This is a genomic window from Stenotrophomonas sp. AR029 (assembly GCF_047520695.2).
GTDB classification, from domain to species: domain Bacteria; phylum Pseudomonadota; class Gammaproteobacteria; order Xanthomonadales; family Xanthomonadaceae; genus Stenotrophomonas; species Stenotrophomonas sepilia.
Map to the genome: position 1 here is coordinate 323185 of NZ_JAXBQQ020000003.1, position 16051 is coordinate 339235.

General features: G+C 66.9%; 13 protein-coding genes. 5 read left to right on the forward strand and 8 right to left on the reverse strand.

The genetic code is table 11. From position 1 onward, the window contains the following. The first annotated feature begins 176 nt into the window (after nt 1–176). Both yedA and rarD read left to right on the forward strand, forming a co-directional pair. The gene (gene yedA / locus ACM0PB_RS13725; protein WP_235649713.1) at nt 177–1082 is read left to right on the forward strand and encodes a drug/metabolite exporter YedA; all 906 of its coding nucleotides are present in this window, start codon (nt 177–179) and stop codon (nt 1080–1082) included. Continuing rightward, nucleotides 1079–1975 (forward strand): EamA family transporter RarD, encoded by an 897-nt coding sequence (rarD, locus tag ACM0PB_RS13730; protein WP_065185636.1) that lies wholly within the window; start codon nt 1079–1081, stop codon nt 1973–1975. Before yedA ends, rarD begins: the two co-directional genes overlap by 4 nt. Nucleotides 1976–2096: 121 nt before the next feature. On the opposite strand, the gene ACM0PB_RS13735 is transcribed toward rarD, so the two are convergent. Next, nucleotides 2097–4922 (reverse strand): TonB-dependent receptor, encoded by a 2826-nt coding sequence (locus ACM0PB_RS13735; RefSeq protein WP_065178982.1) that lies wholly within the window; start codon nt 4920–4922, stop codon nt 2097–2099. A 358-nt stretch (nt 4923–5280) separates the two neighbouring features. Between ACM0PB_RS13735 and ACM0PB_RS13740 the strand changes: the two genes are divergently transcribed. After that, entirely contained in the window at nt 5281–5580 is a 300-nt protein-coding gene (locus ACM0PB_RS13740; RefSeq protein ID WP_139726626.1) for a YrhB domain-containing protein, read from the forward strand. 74 nt (nt 5581–5654) lie between these two features. On the opposite strand, the gene ACM0PB_RS13745 is transcribed toward ACM0PB_RS13740, so the two are convergent. The 4 genes from ACM0PB_RS13745 to ACM0PB_RS13760 form a co-directional block, all read right to left on the reverse strand. Beyond that, nucleotides 5655–6977 carry an ABC transporter permease gene (locus ACM0PB_RS13745; RefSeq protein ID WP_005420576.1) on the reverse strand — a complete coding sequence of 441 codons (1323 nt, stop codon included), beginning with the start codon at nt 6975–6977 and terminating at the stop codon, nt 5655–5657. Between the two features lie 13 nt (nt 6978–6990). Next, nucleotides 6991–8148: an ABC transporter permease gene (locus ACM0PB_RS13750; protein WP_072168722.1), complete on the reverse strand. Its 1158-nt coding sequence runs from the start codon at nt 8146–8148 to the stop codon at nt 6991–6993. 14 nt (nt 8149–8162) lie between these two features. Continuing rightward, nucleotides 8163–8852 carry an ABC transporter ATP-binding protein gene (locus ACM0PB_RS13755; protein ID WP_005420572.1) on the reverse strand — a complete coding sequence of 230 codons (690 nt, stop codon included), beginning with the start codon at nt 8850–8852 and terminating at the stop codon, nt 8163–8165. Nucleotides 8853–8954: 102 nt separating this feature from the next. Beyond that, nucleotides 8955–10202 carry an efflux RND transporter periplasmic adaptor subunit gene (locus tag ACM0PB_RS13760; RefSeq protein ID WP_414604642.1) on the reverse strand — a complete coding sequence of 416 codons (1248 nt, stop codon included), beginning with the start codon at nt 10200–10202 and terminating at the stop codon, nt 8955–8957. Between the two features lie 327 nt (nt 10203–10529). On the opposite strand from ACM0PB_RS13760, the gene ACM0PB_RS13765 reads away from it, so the two are divergent. Together ACM0PB_RS13765 and ACM0PB_RS13770 are read left to right on the forward strand one after the other, a co-directional pair. Further along, nucleotides 10530–11753, forward strand: coding sequence for a sensor histidine kinase (locus tag ACM0PB_RS13765; RefSeq protein ID WP_065185640.1), 1224 nt, complete (start codon nt 10530–10532; stop codon nt 11751–11753). After that, nucleotides 11750–12352, forward strand: a complete 603-nt coding sequence (locus tag ACM0PB_RS13770) for a response regulator transcription factor (protein WP_005420563.1) — start codon at nt 11750–11752, stop codon at nt 12350–12352. The genes ACM0PB_RS13765 and ACM0PB_RS13770 overlap by 4 nt, the downstream gene beginning before the upstream one ends. Nucleotides 12353–12911: 559 nt before the next feature. Here the strand turns inward: ACM0PB_RS13770 and ACM0PB_RS13775 are convergent. The 3 genes from ACM0PB_RS13775 to ACM0PB_RS13785 form a co-directional block, all read right to left on the reverse strand. Continuing rightward, complete coding sequence (locus ACM0PB_RS13775) at nt 12912–13448, reverse strand: cytochrome b (RefSeq protein WP_414604643.1); 537 nt, start codon at nt 13446–13448, stop codon at nt 12912–12914. Further along, on the reverse strand, nt 13445–14548 hold the full coding sequence (locus ACM0PB_RS13780; RefSeq protein ID WP_414604644.1) for a catalase family peroxidase: 1104 nt from the start codon (nt 14546–14548) through the stop codon (nt 13445–13447). The genes ACM0PB_RS13775 and ACM0PB_RS13780 overlap by 4 nt, the downstream gene beginning before the upstream one ends. A gap of 135 nt (nt 14549–14683) precedes the next feature. Continuing rightward, entirely contained in the window at nt 14684–16051 is a 1368-nt protein-coding gene (locus tag ACM0PB_RS13785) for a leucyl aminopeptidase family protein (protein WP_053499499.1), read from the reverse strand.

A 16051-nucleotide genomic window follows, 5' to 3' on the forward strand; every position in this document is an offset into this window, starting at 1 on the left:
CGTCCGGTCTTGGGGCGGCGCGGCCGGGCAGCCTTCTTGGTACTGCATCGGCCGTCAACACGGGGTAGCAGACCAGAGCAGGGTGCATGGATGGATGACAGCGTGCCACCGTATGGGGTCCCGGACCATACTCAAAACGTCCTAGAATCCGCCTTCCCCCGGCTCCCTGGTGTGTCATGTCGGCTCCCCCCTCTTCGTCTGCGGCTGCCCCCCGGGGTGGCCTTGTCGCGCTGGCACTGCTGCTGGTCTACGTGGTCTGGGGCTCGACCTATCTGGGCATCGCCAAGGCCCTGCACGGCGGCGCACTGCCGCTGACGATGGTCTCCGGCAGCCGCTTCATCATTGCCGGCGGCCTGATGTTCCTGGCCTTGCGCCTGTTCTGGAAGCTGCCGAACCCGACGCTGCGGCAGTGGCGCAACCTGGTCATCATGGGCGTGACCATGCTGGTGCTGGGCAACGGCATGGTAGTGCTGGCCGAGCGCGAGGTGTCCTCGGGCCTGGCCGCCACGGCGGTGGCCTCGGTGCCGCTGTGGATGGCGCTGTTCTCGGCGCTGCGCGGGCAACATGCCAACCGTGGTGAGTGGCTGGGCATCGCCATCGGCTTCCTCGGCGTGGTCTGGCTCAACGCCGGCAGCAGCCTGACCGGCTCGCCGACCGGGCTGGTGCTGCTGCTGATCGCGCCGATCGGCTGGGCGTTCGGTTCTGTGTGGGCACGCGGCCTGGACCTGCCGGGTCCGTTCATGACCGCGGCCGGGCAGATGATCTGCGGCGGCGTGCTGCTGGTGCTGATCGGCCTGGCGGTGGGCGAGCGCCCGACCACGCTGCCCGATACCGGTGGCCTGCTGGCGATGGCCTATCTGTGCGTGTTCGGCTCCATCGTCGCGTTCACTGCCTACGTGTGGCTGCTGCAGAACGTGCGCCCGGCGCTCGCGGGCAGCTACGCGTATGTCAATCCGGTGATCGCGGTGCTGCTGGGCGCGCTGCTCAACGGTGAGCGCTTCGGTTGGCGCGACCTGCTGGCGATGGCGGTGATTCTTCTGGGTGTGGTGGTGCTGACAATGGCAAGGACGAGAAAGAAGTGAGCATGGACGAGAAAGAACAACGCCGGGGCCTGCTGGTCACTGCATCCACCTTCGTGATCTGGGGCCTGGTGCCGGTCTATTGGCACCTGCTCAACGAGGTGCCCTCGTTCCAGATCATCGCCCACCGCATCATCTGGAGCACGGTGCTGGTGCTGAGTTGGCTGTTGATCAGTGCGCGCCTGGGCTGGTGGCGGAAGATCGCCGCGCAGCCGCGCGCGCTGCCGATCCTGCTGGTGTCGAGCCTGACCATCGCGTTCAACTGGGGCCTGTACATCTGGGCGGTCAACGCCGGTCATGTCATCGAGACCAGCCTGGGCTACTTCATCAACCCGCTGGTGAACGTGCTGCTGGGCGTGCTGGTGCTGAAGGAACGGCTGCGCCGGCTGCAGTGGGTAGCGGTGGCAATGGCGGCGGTGGGCGTGGCCTGGCTGACCATCGATGCAGGTACGCCACCGTGGATCGCGCTGGGCCTGGCCTGTTCGTTCGGCTTGTATGGCCTGCTGCGCAAGCTGGTCTCGGTCGACCCGGTGGCCGGCCTCGGCGTGGAGAGCATGTACCTGTTCCTGCCGGCGCTGGCGTTTGCGATCTGGGCCGAGAACGGCCACGGCGGTGCGTTCTTCCATGGTTGGGGCTGGCGCAACGACCTGCTGCTGATCTTCGGCGGCGCGGTCACCGCAGTACCGCTGATCGGCTTCGCCTACGGCGTGAAGCGCATTCCGCTGTCGCTGGTCGGCATCCTGCAGTACATCGCGCCGAGCCTGCAGCTTCTGCTGGGTGTGTTCTTCTTCCATGAGGCATTCGACACTGCCAAGGCGATCGGGTTTGCAGCGATCTGGGCTGGCCTGGTGCTGTTCGTCGGCGACAACATCCGCACGATGCGCGCCAAGCGCTAGCGCCGGCGGGGATCCGACCCTGCTTCCACGCAAAAAAAGAACGGCGCCCCGAGGGGCGCCGTTCTGCTTCCATCCACGGCCAGGAGAGAGGGATGGCCGTGGCGGGAACGCGGTTGCAGGCTTAGAAGCGCTGCTGGTACTTCATGTACATGAAGCGGCCGATGTCGAAGCCACCGTAGTAGGTGAAGCTGCTGTTCGGCTGGCTGTACATGATCGGGCCCTGGTGGTTGAACACGTTGTTCACGCCCAGCGACACGGTGCCATCCCACGGCAGGCTGTAGCGCACCTGCAGGTCGTGGAAGGTGTTGGAGCCCACCTTGTTGGTCGGCGAGGCGCTGGTGTACGACGAGTTGAAGCCCGGCATGTTGCACTCGTCCATGTACGAGCACTTCTCCTTCATGCTGGAGTAGTAGCGCGCGGTCCAGCCGATGCCGAGGTCGCCATACTGCCAATCCAGGTTGAAGGTGGAGCGCACGCGGAAGTCGCCCGCCCAACCGGTACGCTGTTCCACCGGGGTGGTGGCGGCGCTGTCGTTGCGCTGCTCCAGATAATCGGTGTAGGTGGTGTTCCAGTTGACGGCGAACTTGCCGAACGCGGTTTCCGGCAGGCGGTAACGCACGTTGATGTCATAGCCGGCAGTTTCGCGGTAGCCCGCGTTGACCAGCGAGCGGTCCAGCGAGTTGACCTGGCCGTTGCTGCCACGGGTGAAGCGGCCACAGGCAGCATCCGAACCCTGCACGTAGCACTGTTCCAGGATGTTGGTGGCCGACTCACCGACGATGGCGTTGTCGATGCGGATCTTCCACCAGTCCAGGCTGACGTCCAGGCCCTGCACGAAGTCCGGGCTGTAGACCAGGCCCACGGTCCAGGTCTTGGCGGTTTCCGGCTTCAGGTCCGGGTTGGAACCCGAGCTGAAATCGGTGGTGGCCTGCTGGCCGGGCTTGGTGGCCACGCTGCCATCGCTGTTGAGCTGGCGGAAGTTGGCCGGCACCTTCAGCGCCTGGCAACGGGCAGCGACGGCCGGGCTGGTGGCGGCGGTGCCGAAGGAGGTATCGCACGGGTCGGTGAACGAGTCGCGGCTGCTGACGGTGCCGCCGTACAGGTCATCCACGGTCGGCGCACGGAAGCCGGTGCCGTAGGTGGCGCGCACCAGCAGGCTGTCGATCGGCTTCCACTTCAGGCCGAACTTGCTGTTGGTGGTGGAACCGAAGTTGTTGTAGTCCGAGTAGCGACCGGCCACGTCCAGCGACAGTTCGCGGGCGAACGGCAGGTCGGCCAGCAACGGCACCTGCAGTTCCAGGTAGGCCTCGTTGAGCGAGTAGTTGCCGCGGGTCGGCTGGCCGCTGGTGCCGGCGATCTCGCCCTTCTGCACCTTCATGTCCGGCGTGTAGCTGGCCTCCTCGCTGCGGTGCTCGAAGCCCATCGCGGCCAGGATGTCGCCGGCCGGCAGGGTGAACAGCGAACCGGAGATGTTGCCGCTGGCGACCTTGGTGGTGCTCTGCATCTTGTCGACGAAGCGGGTGAACAGGTAGTCCTGCACGTCCTGGTTGCTCAGCGAGCCCGGGCCGGTGTAACCCATCGGGGCAGCCGGGTTCCACGGCACGCAGCCGGCGATCACCGCGCCCGGCGCACCGCAACGGGCCACGTTGCCGTCCATGAAGGACGGGCCGACGGCCAGGTTGACGTGCGGCTGGTACATGCTGCCGGTACCGATGCGCTCGCCTTCGTTGCGGTTGTACATGTAGTTGATGTTCCAGTCCCAGTACCGCGAACCGGTTTCGAAGCTGCCTTCCAGGCCGATGCTGGCGCGCTTGGTTTCCAGGTTGTTCTCGGTGCCGCGCGGCAGTTCCTCGGTGCGGTGCGCGAACAGCGCATCCTGGCCCCACAGGTTGAACGCGCTGTCCTTGGACAGGGCGGCACGGCTGCCATTGCGGGCCTGCGCGGCGCTGACCGAGTACGGGTAGCCGGCCAGGTGCTTGGTCGACTCGCGCTTGCTGTACAGCGCGTCGGCGACGATGCGCAGGTTGTCGGTGATCGAGAAGCCACCGTTGGCGAACACCGAGGTGCGCTCCAGGCCGGTCAGCAGGCTCATGTTCGACTTGGTGTTGGCACCATCGGCCGGGTTCGGCGCATGGAAGTTGCCGGCCTTGCTTGGGTCGCCGCCCGGACCCACGGTCAGGTTCTTGCCGCCGACGGTGACGTAGCCCCACGGCGTGTTGCCGTTGAGGCCATCGTTCGGGTGGCGCGGGCCGTTGGTGTAACGGCTGAACTCGCGGTCCTTGCCCAGCACCTCGTCTTCCTTGGTGCGCTCGGCGCCCACGCTGAACCAGCCGCGCTCGAAGGTCTTGCCGAAGGTTGCACTGTATGCGCGCTTCTGGCCGTCACCCTGGCCGTACTGGCCGACATAGACGCTGGCCTCGCCACCATCGAAATTCTTGCGGGTGATGATGTTGACCACACCGGCGATGGCATCGGAGCCGTACAGCGCGGAGGCGCCGTCGGTCAGCACTTCCACGCGCTCGACGATGGACGACGGGATCGAGGCCAGGTCGGAGTAGCCGCCGGCGCTGACGCCCATGCGGCGGCCGTCGATCAGCACCAGGCTGCGTTCCGGGCCAAGGTTGCGCAGGCTGACGTACATGCCGCCGAAATCGCGCGAAGAAGTCAGCGACGAGGCGCGGCTCATGCTCGGCGCACCGGCGGCAGGAATGTCCTGCAGGATGTCGGCGACGTTGACGTAACCCTTCTTCTCGATCTCGGCGCGGTTGAGCGCGACCACCGGCTGTGCGGTTTCGACACTGGCCTGGCGGATGCGCGAGCCGGTGATTTCGATGCGGTCGAGGTTGGTCGGGGTATCGCCGGCGCTCTGTGCGAAGGCGGGGGTGGTGCAGCTGGCGGCCAGCGCGATGACGATCGCGTTGCGCAGCGGATTGGTTTTCAGGGACATCCGTGAAATCTCGTGTTTCAGTAAAAACATGCGCCCGTTCTATGGGCGCGTGGGGTGCTGCAAACCAACGTGGGGGGCGCGATTCTAGAATGTTTTCATTCGTAACTGTTTGTCTCGACGCCGCTGGAAGTGCGCGAAGATGAATCGCAACCAACAATCCACAGATGCACTGTGCGCAGCGTCACGCGCACTGCGTCTGCGATGAGTAGAGGCATCGATAGCGGCACAGAACCGCCACGCTTGAGCTGTTGTGACAACACGCTGCAGTGCGCACTTGTACGCAGGTGCCTATCCGTTGCGATGCATCCACCCGCATGAAATGCTCTTCGCGCTGTCATCGAAAACAAGAGGCGAAGGAATGATCCAGCTCGACGAAGCACGCCGTCGCGTGCAGGCTGCACTTGCCAGCGACGATGAGCCGGTTGCCATCACGCACGAGCATGAGATGGTCGAAGGCTGGCTGTTCTGCTTCCAGTCGCTGCGCTACCTGCAATCCGGCGAGATCTCGGACGCGCTGGCCGGCAATGGCCCGATCTTCATCGACAGGCATACGGGTGAGCAGCACGCGCTGGGCACGGCGTACGCGCCGGAGGAGGCTGTTCGCCGGCATTTGGCCCTGCGGCACCCACCATCCGATGTTGCGGCGATGGATGCCTGAGTTCAGCAACGAAAAAGGGACGGAGCCTTCGCTCCGTCCCCCTGCGTGATGCGCAGTCCACCGCTGCATGATGCTCAGGTTTCGCGCAGCGCCGTAGTGATCGGCAAGCGCGCCGCGCGCAGCGCTGGGAACAGGCCGCCGACCAGGCCGATGCCCAGTGCCCATTTCAGGCCGGTCCACAGCAGTTCCGGTGATACGTGGAACTTGAACACCACCGCGCTGAAGTTGCTGCCGATGGTGGACACGCTGTAGCCATTGAACAGCAGCCATGCAACCGCACAGCCGAGCAGGCCACCGAGCAGCGCCAGCAGCATCGTTTCCAGCATCACGGCCGTCACCACCGGCAGGCCGCGGAAGCCGATCGCACGCATGGTGGCGATTTCGCGGGCGCGCGTGGCCACGGCCGCATACATGGTGTTGAGCGCGCCGAACACCGCACCGACCGCCATGATCGTGCCGATCACCTTGCCCAGAATGTCGATCAGCTTGGTCAGCCCGCCGCCCTGCTTGCTGTAGTAGACGCGGGTGGTTTCCACGTCCAGCTTCAGGCGTGGGTCGGCAGCGACGGCCGCCTTGAACTGATCGAAGCCGGCCTTGCCATCGGTACGCACGCTGATCGACTGCCAGGCGCTGCGCTGGTAGGTGGTGGCCAGCGTATCGGCGTCGGTCCACAGTTCCGAATCATGCGCATCGCCAGTGGCGAACACACCGACCACGGTCCAGGTCTGGTTGCCCAGCGTCAGCGTCCTGCCGACCTCCATGTCGCGGAACTGGCCCTTGGCGCCCTGGCCGACCACGATCTCGCGCAGCCCGGTGGCGAACTTGCGGCCCTCAACGATCTTGACCTTGTCATGCACCGCCCACGCCTGCGGGCCGACGCCGCGGAACTGCGCGTTGACGTCGGTGCCATCGGACTTGGACACCAGGTTGACCACCTGCGACAGCTCCGGTGACAACAACGGCCGGCCCTGCGCATCGCGGCTGATGCCGGGCAGGGTGGACAGCATGGGTACCTGTTCGCGGGTGATCACCGAGTTGGTCTCGGCCTGCGAGCCACCGCGCAGCACGATGGCAGTGGTGTCATCGCCGGTGTTGTTGAGCGTGGCCTGGAAGCCTTCGCCCATCGCCAGCATCGCCACCAGCACGCCGACCACGCCAGCGATGCCGACCACGATCACCGAGGACGCGCCCCAGCGCTGCGGCAGGCTGGCAACGCCGATGCGGGTGGCGGCCAACGCCAGCCGTCCACCGCGGGTCAGCAGCAACCACAGGGCCACCAGCACGGCCACGGCCAGCACGCCGATCCACGGCAGGCTGATCCACAGCACCAGGCCGACCGCCAGCAGCAGCACCGTCACGCCGTTGCCCAGCCACTTCTTGAGTTTGCTCTTGAACATGTCGGTGTTCTCCTCAGCGACCGGCCAGTGCGTCGACGATCTTCAGGCGCTTGGCACGCAGCGCTGGCAACAGGCCGACGATGATGCCGATCACCACGATCAGGCCCAGCCCCATCAGCCAGGTTGGCGTCGGCACGTGCGGCGGCAGCATGCCCATGCTCTTCGGGCCTATGGCCGGCAGGATCAGGGCGGCCAGGCCCATGCCGATCAGGCCGCCCAGGCCGATCAGCAGCACCGACTCCACCATCACCAGGGTCAGCACGGTGCTGTCCTTGAAGCCCAGCGTTTTCAGCGTGGCCAGCTCCGGCACGCGCTCGCGCACGGCCTGCGCCATGGTGTTGCCGGTCAACAGCAGCAGGGTGAAGAACACCGCGCCCATGATCGAGGTGACGATCATGCCGATATCCGCGAACTGCTTGACGAAGGCCTGCTGGAACGCCGATTCGGTCTGGGTCTTGGTCTCGTGGTCGGAGTTGGCCGAGATCGCATCGATCGCCTGTGCGACCCGCGAAGAGTGGTCCGGGTTGTCCAGCGTCACCGTGTACCAGCTCACCTGGTTCTTGATGTAGTCGTTGGATTCGTCGAAGTACTTCCAGTTCATCATCAACTGGCGTTCTTCGTTGGCGGCCAGCGCGCGGTCCTTGGAGCGGTAGATGCCCTTGAGCACCAGTGGCCAGTCATTGCTGCCGCCACGCGGGAAGATCGTCGCCTGCAGCGGGATGGTATCGCCGATTTTCCAGCCGAACTGCTTGGCCAGGGTTTCGCCGACGATGGCGCCAGTGCGGGTCTGCTTCCAGTCCTCCAGTTGTGCCGGATCGATCTGCAGCTCGCGGTAGACATCGAAGTAGTTGGGTGACACCGAGAAGTTCGGGAAGAAGTTCTTCGGGTCCTGGTAGATGCCACCAAACCACATGCCATAAGCCACGTCACGGACACCGGCTACCTGGCGCACCTGTGCTTCCAGCCGGATCGGCAGCGACTGGGTGATCGACAGCCGCGAGGCCACGATCAGCCGGTTGGCACCTTCCACGCTGCCACCCGACGAGAACGCCACCCGCACCGAATCGAGCATGCCGAACAGCAGGAACGCGGCCACCACCGACAGCAGGGTCAGCAGGGTGCGGGTACGGCTGCGGAACAGCTGTGCCCACACCAACGAGAAGTATTTCATCGCCGTGGCCTCCGTCAGTGGGCCAGCGGCGCGTCGGCCAGCTCGCCCTTGTCCAGGTGCACCGTGTGCGTGGCGTACTCGGCGGCCTTCGGGTCATGGGTGACCATGATGATGGTCTTGCCGTGCTCGCGGTTGAGCTGCTGCAGCAGGCCGAGGATCTCCTCGGCCGATTGGCGGTCGAGGTCGCCGGTTGGTTCGTCGCAGATCAGGAAGGTCGGGTCGGAGACGATCGCGCGGGCGATCGCCACGCGCTGCTGCTGGCCGCCGGACAGTTCATTCGGGCGGTGGCTGCGGCGGTCGGCCAGGCCGACCAGGGTGAGCGCGATTTCGGCATTGCGGCGGCGCTGCGCCGCACTGAGGTGGGTCAGCAGCAGCGGCAGTTCCACGTTCTTCTGCGCGGTCAGCATCGGCATCAGGTTGTAGAACTGGAATACGAAGCCGACATGGTGGCTGCGCCACGTCGACAGCTGGCCGCCACTCATCTGGTCGATGCGCTCGCCCTCGATGCTGATCTCGCCGCCAGTGGGGCTGTCCAGGCCGCCGATCAGGTTGAGCAGGGTGGTCTTGCCCGAACCGGACGGGCCCATCAGCGCGACGAAGTCGCCGCTGGCGATGTCCAGGTCGATGCCGTGCAGCACCTGCACTTGCTCGGGGCCACGCTGGTAGGTCTTGGTGATGTTGCGCAGTGAAACCAGGGTCGACATGGGTGGTTCTCCACGGGAGGCGGGAAACGGGGAAGCGCACCTGCGGCGGCCGCAGGCGTGCGTCGAGCGATACTGCCGGCCGCGCCCACGGGCGCCAGGCCGTTACTGCGCTTGTTTCTGTTGCACCTTGGCGCCATCGCGCAGGGTGCCCGGCGGGTTCACCACCACCGATTCACCTGCGCTCACGCCCTTGAGGATCTGGCGGTCCTTGCCCATCGCCTGGCCGGCCTCGACCGTGCGCTGCTGCACGCGGCTCTCGTCACCCAGCACGAAGGCCACCGAGGCACCGTCGCGCTGCACCACGGCGCCGCTGGGCACGCGCACGCCCTGCGGCTTGGCCGCGGCCTGCGGCTGCGCCTGTTCCAGGAAGCTGACGCGCACGCCCATCTCCGGCACGATGCGCGGGTCCTTCACCTTCAGCGCAACGCGCACCTTGACCGTGGCCTTGCCGCGGTCGGCGGTGGGGATGATGGCGATCACCTCGCCGGGAATCTTCCATTCCGGGTAGGCGTTGAGCGTGGCTTCTACCGGCATCTTCGGCTGCACGCGGCCGATGAAAGCCTCGCCGACCTCGACTTCGATCTCCAGCGAGTCCATGTCCACGATGGTGCCGATGCCGGTACGGGTGAACCCACCACCCGCCGACAGCGGCGAAACGATCTCGCCGGGCTGCGCCGCCTTGGCGGTGACCACGCCGGAGAACGGCGCGCGCACGATGTTGTTGTCCACGCCCAGATCGGCGATGGCCAGCTGGTCGTTGGCAACCTTGACGTTGCGCTGCGCGGTATCCAGCTGCGCACGCAGACTGTCGCGCTGGGCCACGGCCTGGTCGTACTGCGAGCGCGAGACCAGCTGCTGGCCAACCAGCGCCTGCAGGCGGCTGGCTTCGGCGGCGGCCTGCTTCTGCTGCGCCTCCAGGCCGGCCACCTGGCTGCGCGCAGCCTGCAGCTGCGAGGCATACAGGCTGCGCTGCGCGTCGGCATCGATCGGGTCGAGCGTGGCCATCACCTGGCCGGCTTCGACCCGCATGCCTTCCTCGATCATCACCTCGCGCACCTTGCCGGTGATCTTGGCCGACACCGTGGCCATGCGACGGGCAACCACGTAGCCACTGGCGTCGAGCACCGAACTGCTGGCGCTGCCCTGCTGGATGGCCACGGCGGGAGCGGTTTCCACCTCTACGGCCGGTGCGCGACTGAACAGGTAGGCCACGGCCGCGGCGACCAGCAGCACGACCACGATGATCGCGATCCACAACCAGCGGCGACCACCGCCATTGCCTCCGGAGGCCGGCGGCGGCGACTTGCGGTCGATACGGAGTTCCTTCAACAGCTCGGCAGAAGCGTTCATTCGTTCCATCACAGGCGTTCGGGCGGGTGTGGCCGGAAGCGCGGACGACGGCGGTTCCGGCGGTGGAGCGTGCGGCACAGCATGAAGGCAGGCACAGCGATGACGGCAGTGACAGCTGTCATCCGATGACACTGACGGCGGCAACTGCGAAATGTGACCACGACGGCACAGGATGGCAACGTCTCCGCTACCGGTACCGCCCGTGGATCCGATCGCCCTATTGCCGGCCCGCCGCAGCGGCGCCGCCAAGCGTACCGTGATCTGCGCTCGGCTGCGCCAGTGCCGCCCAGCCGACGGTGGCGCCTGCGCGCAGGCGGCTGAACTGGCATGATCGGCGGCGATCGTCCCCGCCTGGAACCGCCCGTGCCGTCCATCTGGCTTGCCTCGCTGCTGCGCCCCGCGCCCGACTCGGCGGTGGCCGATACGCTGCGCCGGGGAAAGTCCCCCTGGGGCGAGGCAATCCACCTGCTGTGGTCAGTGTGGATCTTCCTGACGCCCTTGCTTGGCCATGGCTTCACCCTGCGCTGGCTGCTGCTGACGCTGGCCAGCTACCCGGTGTTCCTGCTGCTGTACGCCAAGGTGATGGTGGCGCCGCGCCATCACGCCCCGCGCTATGCCCTGGGCCTGATCGCGATGTCGCTGGTGCTGCTGCCCTGGTACCCGTCCGGGCTGACCTACTTCGTGTTCGGCTGCGTGCTGCTGCGGGTGAGCGGTCGCGGAGGGTGGTGGCAGTATCTGCTGCAGCTCACTGGCCTGAACCTCCTGTTCTGCAGCCTCGCCCTGCTGTTCCAGTACCCGTGGCAGAGCCTGGTCTGGATCCCCGCCGTGTCCTATATCGTCGGCCTGGTCGTGAACGTGGAGGCACTCAACCAGCAGAAGGATGCGGCACTGCAGCTGTCGCAGGACGAGGTGCGGCGGCTGGCGGCCACTGCCGAGCGCGAACGCATCGGCCGCGACCTGCATGACCTGCTCGGTCACACCCTGTCGCTGATCACGTTGAAGCTGGAGCTGGCGCGCAAGCTGCACGACCGCGGCGACGCGCGCGCGCGGGTGGAGATCGGCGAGGCCGAGGCCATCGCCCGCGAAGCGCTGGCACAGGTCCGCAGCGCGGTCACCGGCATCCGCGCCAGTGACCTGGCCGGTGAGCTGGCGTCGGCGCGGCTGCTGCTGGAGTGCCAGCAGGTCCACCTTCAATACGCACCCCCACCGGCGATGCCGGTGGATGTCGAACGTGGGCTGGCGCTGGTGCTGCGCGAGGCCGCCACCAATATCGTGCGCCACGCACAGGCGACGCAGGCACGGGTGGAGTTCATGCTGGAGGGACGCATGCTGGCGATGCAGATCCGCGACGATGGTCGTGGCGGCGTGCAGGCCGAGGGCAATGGGTTGTGCGGCATGCGCGAACGCGTGGCCGCCCTGGGTGGAAGCCTGCAGGTGCAGTCCGCAAGGGGTGAGGGTACGGTGCTGACCGTGCGCGTGCCACTGGCCGCCGCGACCACACCGCTGCCGCCAGGCGTGCCGCCGTCGCTGGTGCAGGACGGTGCCGCATGATCCGCATCCTGCTGGCCGAAGACCAGGCGATGGTACGCGGCGCACTGTCGGCGCTGCTGGGCCTGGAAGCGGATATCGAAGTGCTGGGCAGCGCCGCCGACGGCGAAACCGCGTGGCGCATGCTGCAGCAGCTGCAGCCGGACATCCTGGTGACCGACATCGAGATGCCGGGCTTGTCCGGGTTGGAGCTTGCACAGCGCATCGCGCGTCACGAGCTGCCGATCAAGGTGGTGATCGTGACCACCTTTGCCCGCGCCGGTTTCCTGCGCCGTGCGTTGGAAGCGGGCGTGCTGGGCTATCTGCTGAAGGACGCACCGGCCGAGAACCTGGCCGAGGCACTGCGCAAGGTGAAGCAGGGCATCCGCGCGATCGACCCGCAGCTGGCACTGGATGCGTGGTCGCAGGCCGATCCGCTGACCGACCGCGAGCGTCGCGTGCTGCGGCTGGCGGGCGAGGGCCGCACCGCCAGCGAGATCGCCGAACAGCTGGGGTTGTCGCACGGCACAGTGCGCAACTATCTGTCCGAGTGCATCGGCAAGCTGGGCGTGGCCAATCGCATTGAGGCGTACCGGCTGGCGCGGCAGAAAGGGTGGCTGTAGGGGCGGCCTGCCTTTCCTGGTGATGTCGTTTCCGCGACCGCGGGTGGGTGTCACTTTCTTTGCGCGCAAAGAAAGTAACCAAAGAAACGCTCCGCCGGCCGCGAGCCGGCGCGCTTCGCACGCCGGTGCCCTGCGCTCCTCGGTCCGTCGAGGGACGGTGCGGGAACTCGCTGCGCTCAGACACCCGCACCTCTTCGCCCTCGCCGGACCTGCGGTGCTCGGCTCGCTCAAGGCGGACTTGAAGGTCAAGATCAACAGCAAGAGCATCCACGCATGGCGTGGATCTACTGGGTGCAGCTGTCGCTCTTGATGTTGGGTCCGCCTTGAGCGAGCCGAGCATCGCAGGGGAATCAGGGGCGAAGAGGCGCCGGTGTTTGAGCGTAGCGAGTTCGGCGCCGTCCCCTGATTCACCGAGAAGCACAGGGCACCGGTGCGCAGCACCGGCTCGCGCTCTGGCGGCGCGTTTCTTTTGGTTACTTTTCTTTTCGCGCGAAAAGAAAAGTGACACCCCCTGCGGTCGCGGAAACGATCCGCCGGGAACTCCCGGCGAACCCGATCATCACTTCTTCCCGCGCGCCATCGCCTGGAACACCCCGTCGCGACGCACCCACAGGTGGAACAACGCCGCACCCACATGCATCAGCACCGTAGCGAACAGCACATACGCCAACAGGCTGTGCGCATTGCGCAAGGCGGCATACAACGCCGGGGTGTGCGGCACGATCGGCGGCAGGTGCAGCCCTCCCCACAACACGATCGGGTATCCGCCGGCCGACAGCATCGCCCAGCCGATCAACGGCATCGCCAGCATCAGCGCGTACAGCATCCAGTGCGAGGCCTTGGCCGCTACCCCCTGCCAGACCGGCAGGTCGGCAGGCAGCGCCGGTGGGCGATGGCGCTGCCGGTTGTACAGGCGCAGCAGCGCCAGCAACAGGATCGCGATGCCCAGTGGGCGGTGCAGGTCGATCAGCGCGGGACGCAGGTGCAGCGAGGCGACCATGGTCACGCCGATGAACAGCATGGCGACGATCATCAGCGCCATGGACCAGTGCAGCACCCGCGCCAGCAGGTTGAAGTGGCCGTTGCCGGTGCTCATCGTGCGGCCTCCTTCGGTTGTTCGACGTTGCCGCTGGCGCGCTCGCGTTCACGGCGGTTGAAGGACTGCGAGTACACCGCCGAGCGGGCCGCCAGGATCGGATCATTACTGCCGCGCACCCCACTGGGCAGGATCAGCGGATCGAAGTTGATCTGGCCGCAGGCGCCTTCTTCCTGCGACTGCATGCGGTCCAGGCTGAGTACGCCCGCCACTACCTGGTCACGCGACTCGGGCCACGGCACCGACGGATCATCGATGGCATCGCCGGGCTCGGCGGTGGTCACGACCAGGTTCCAGCGTACCGGGCCGCGGGCCAGGCGCTGCTGCAGTTCCTGGCTGAGGAAATCGACGCTGGCCTGCTTGCGCGCTTCCGCATCCATCTCCACCACCGGCGCCAGCGGCTGCCAGCGCCAGCGCACCGCACGCTTCTGGCCCTGCGCATTGGTGAACCAGAAACTGTTGACGCTGTTGAAAGTGGTGTCGGCCCAGCTGCTGGTCCATGGCGCTGTCTTCGCCCACTGCTGGAACGCCTGCGCACTGGGGTATTTCGCCAGCACTGCCGCCATCTTCTGCGGGTCCGGCTTGCCGGTGGCCGGGTCGGGAATCGAGGCGCGGGTCTGCTCGTAGAACGCCTCGGCCGTGGGTACCGCGAAGAACGGGAAGCTGTTCATCGCCATGCGCCATTCCTGGCCATCATCGCTGACCATCTGCACCGCCAGGCTGCGCACGCGTGCGGTGTTGTCGGCGCCGTAGGGGTCGCCGCCACCGATCGACAGGCGGCCCATCACCGGCACACGCGTCTGCGAGAACACCCGGGCACTGGACAGGGTAGGGGCCTGCGCGCTGGGTTCGAACCAGCCGCTTACGCAGACGCCCTTGCTGTGTGCACGGCGGAAGCCCGGATGGGCCGGGCCGGTGGCCTCGATGGTGTCGGTGAAGCGCTGCGCGGTGAGGCGGTCGCCCATCCAGCCGGCCAGCCAGGCGAAGGCCAGCGCCACGGTACCCAGGATGAGCGCGATCAGCGCGATCCAGAGCAGGGGGGAATGCTTGCGCGGTGCGCCTGGCGTCTGGCCGGCACGGGTGTAGCCGAAGAGCGACATGGTCGGAGTCCTGCCTTCACGGAGCGTGTGGGTGGTCGACCCACACATCCTCGCAGAACCCTTCCAGGCCCGGTATTCAAATTTTCGTCAAGTTTGCCGGGGACGGCGTGCCGACCAAGGTCGGCACCCACCCGATCAGCTGTAACGCGCCTTCAACATCGCCCACGCCGAGCGCAGCGCCAGCGCTTCGCCACCGGCCGGACGGCCCGGGCGTTCACCGTCGTTCCAGGCGTACACGTCCAGGTGCGCCCAGCGCTGGCCGTCTTCGAGGAAGCGTTCCAGGTACAGCGCGGCGGTCACCGAGCCGGCCATGCGCGAACCGGCATTGGCCAGGTCGGCAATGCCGCTGCTCAGATAGCGCAGGTAGGGCCGCCACAGCGGCATGCGCCAGACCGGGTCACGGGTTGCGTCGCCGGCCTGCAGCCACTGCTGCGCCACCGTGTCGTCATTGCTGAAGAGCGCCGGCAGATCCGGACCCAGCGCGATGCGTGCGGCACCGGTAAGAGTGGCGAAATCCAGCACAAGGTCCGGCTTCTGCTCACCGGCGAAGGTCAGCGCATCGCACAGGATCACGCGGCCTTCGGCATCGGTGTTGTCGATCTCCACGCTCAGGCCCTTGCGGGTGGCGATCACTTCGCCCGGGCGGAACGCATCCGGACCGATCGCATTTTCCACCGCCGGCACCAGCAGCGTCAGGCGCACCGGCAGTCCGCGCGCCATCACCAGGCCGGCCAGGGCCAGCGCATGCGCGGCGCCGCCCATGTCCTTCTTCATGTTGCGCATGCCGTCGGCCGGCTTGATGTCCAGGCCGCCGGTATCAAAGCACACGCCCTTGCCGACCAGCACCAGTGCCGGGTCGGTTTCCTTGCCCCAGCGCAGCACTACCAGGCGCGGCGCACGGTGCGAAGCGCGGCCCACGGCGTGGATGGCCGGGAAGTTCTGCTTCAGCAGTTCATCGCCGGTGATCGCCTCGACCTGCGCACCATGTGCATCGGCCAGTGCACGCGCGGCGTCTTCCAGCTGCTGCGGCCCCATGTCTTCGGTCGGGGTGTTGACCCAGTCGCGCACGCGCAGGCTGGCGGCGATCAGGTCGGCCACTTCGCCGGACGGTGCGGCCACCAGCTGCGCCGGGGCGCGGTTGCGCTTGCGGTAACGGTCGAAGCGGTAGCTGCCCAAGCCCCAGCCCAGCTGCAGCAGCGCCTGTTCGGCGGCAGGCAGTTCATTGGCCAGCTGCCAGACACTGCCTTCCGGCAGCGCGTGCGGCGCATGCGCATAGCTGTAGGCATCGGCGCGATCACCGACACCGATCACCGCGCCGGCCAGGCCCTCACTGCCGGGCAGCAGGGCCACGCTGTGCGCACCGGCAGTGAAACCCTGCGAGGCCAGCCAGGCCTGGGTGGCGGCCGGTTGGCCGTCCTTCCAGGCGGCGAACTGCTCGCGGTCCAGCACGTACAGCGGCAGCGCCGCGGTGGTGTCGGCGGTGAAACCAGTGATCTCGCTCAT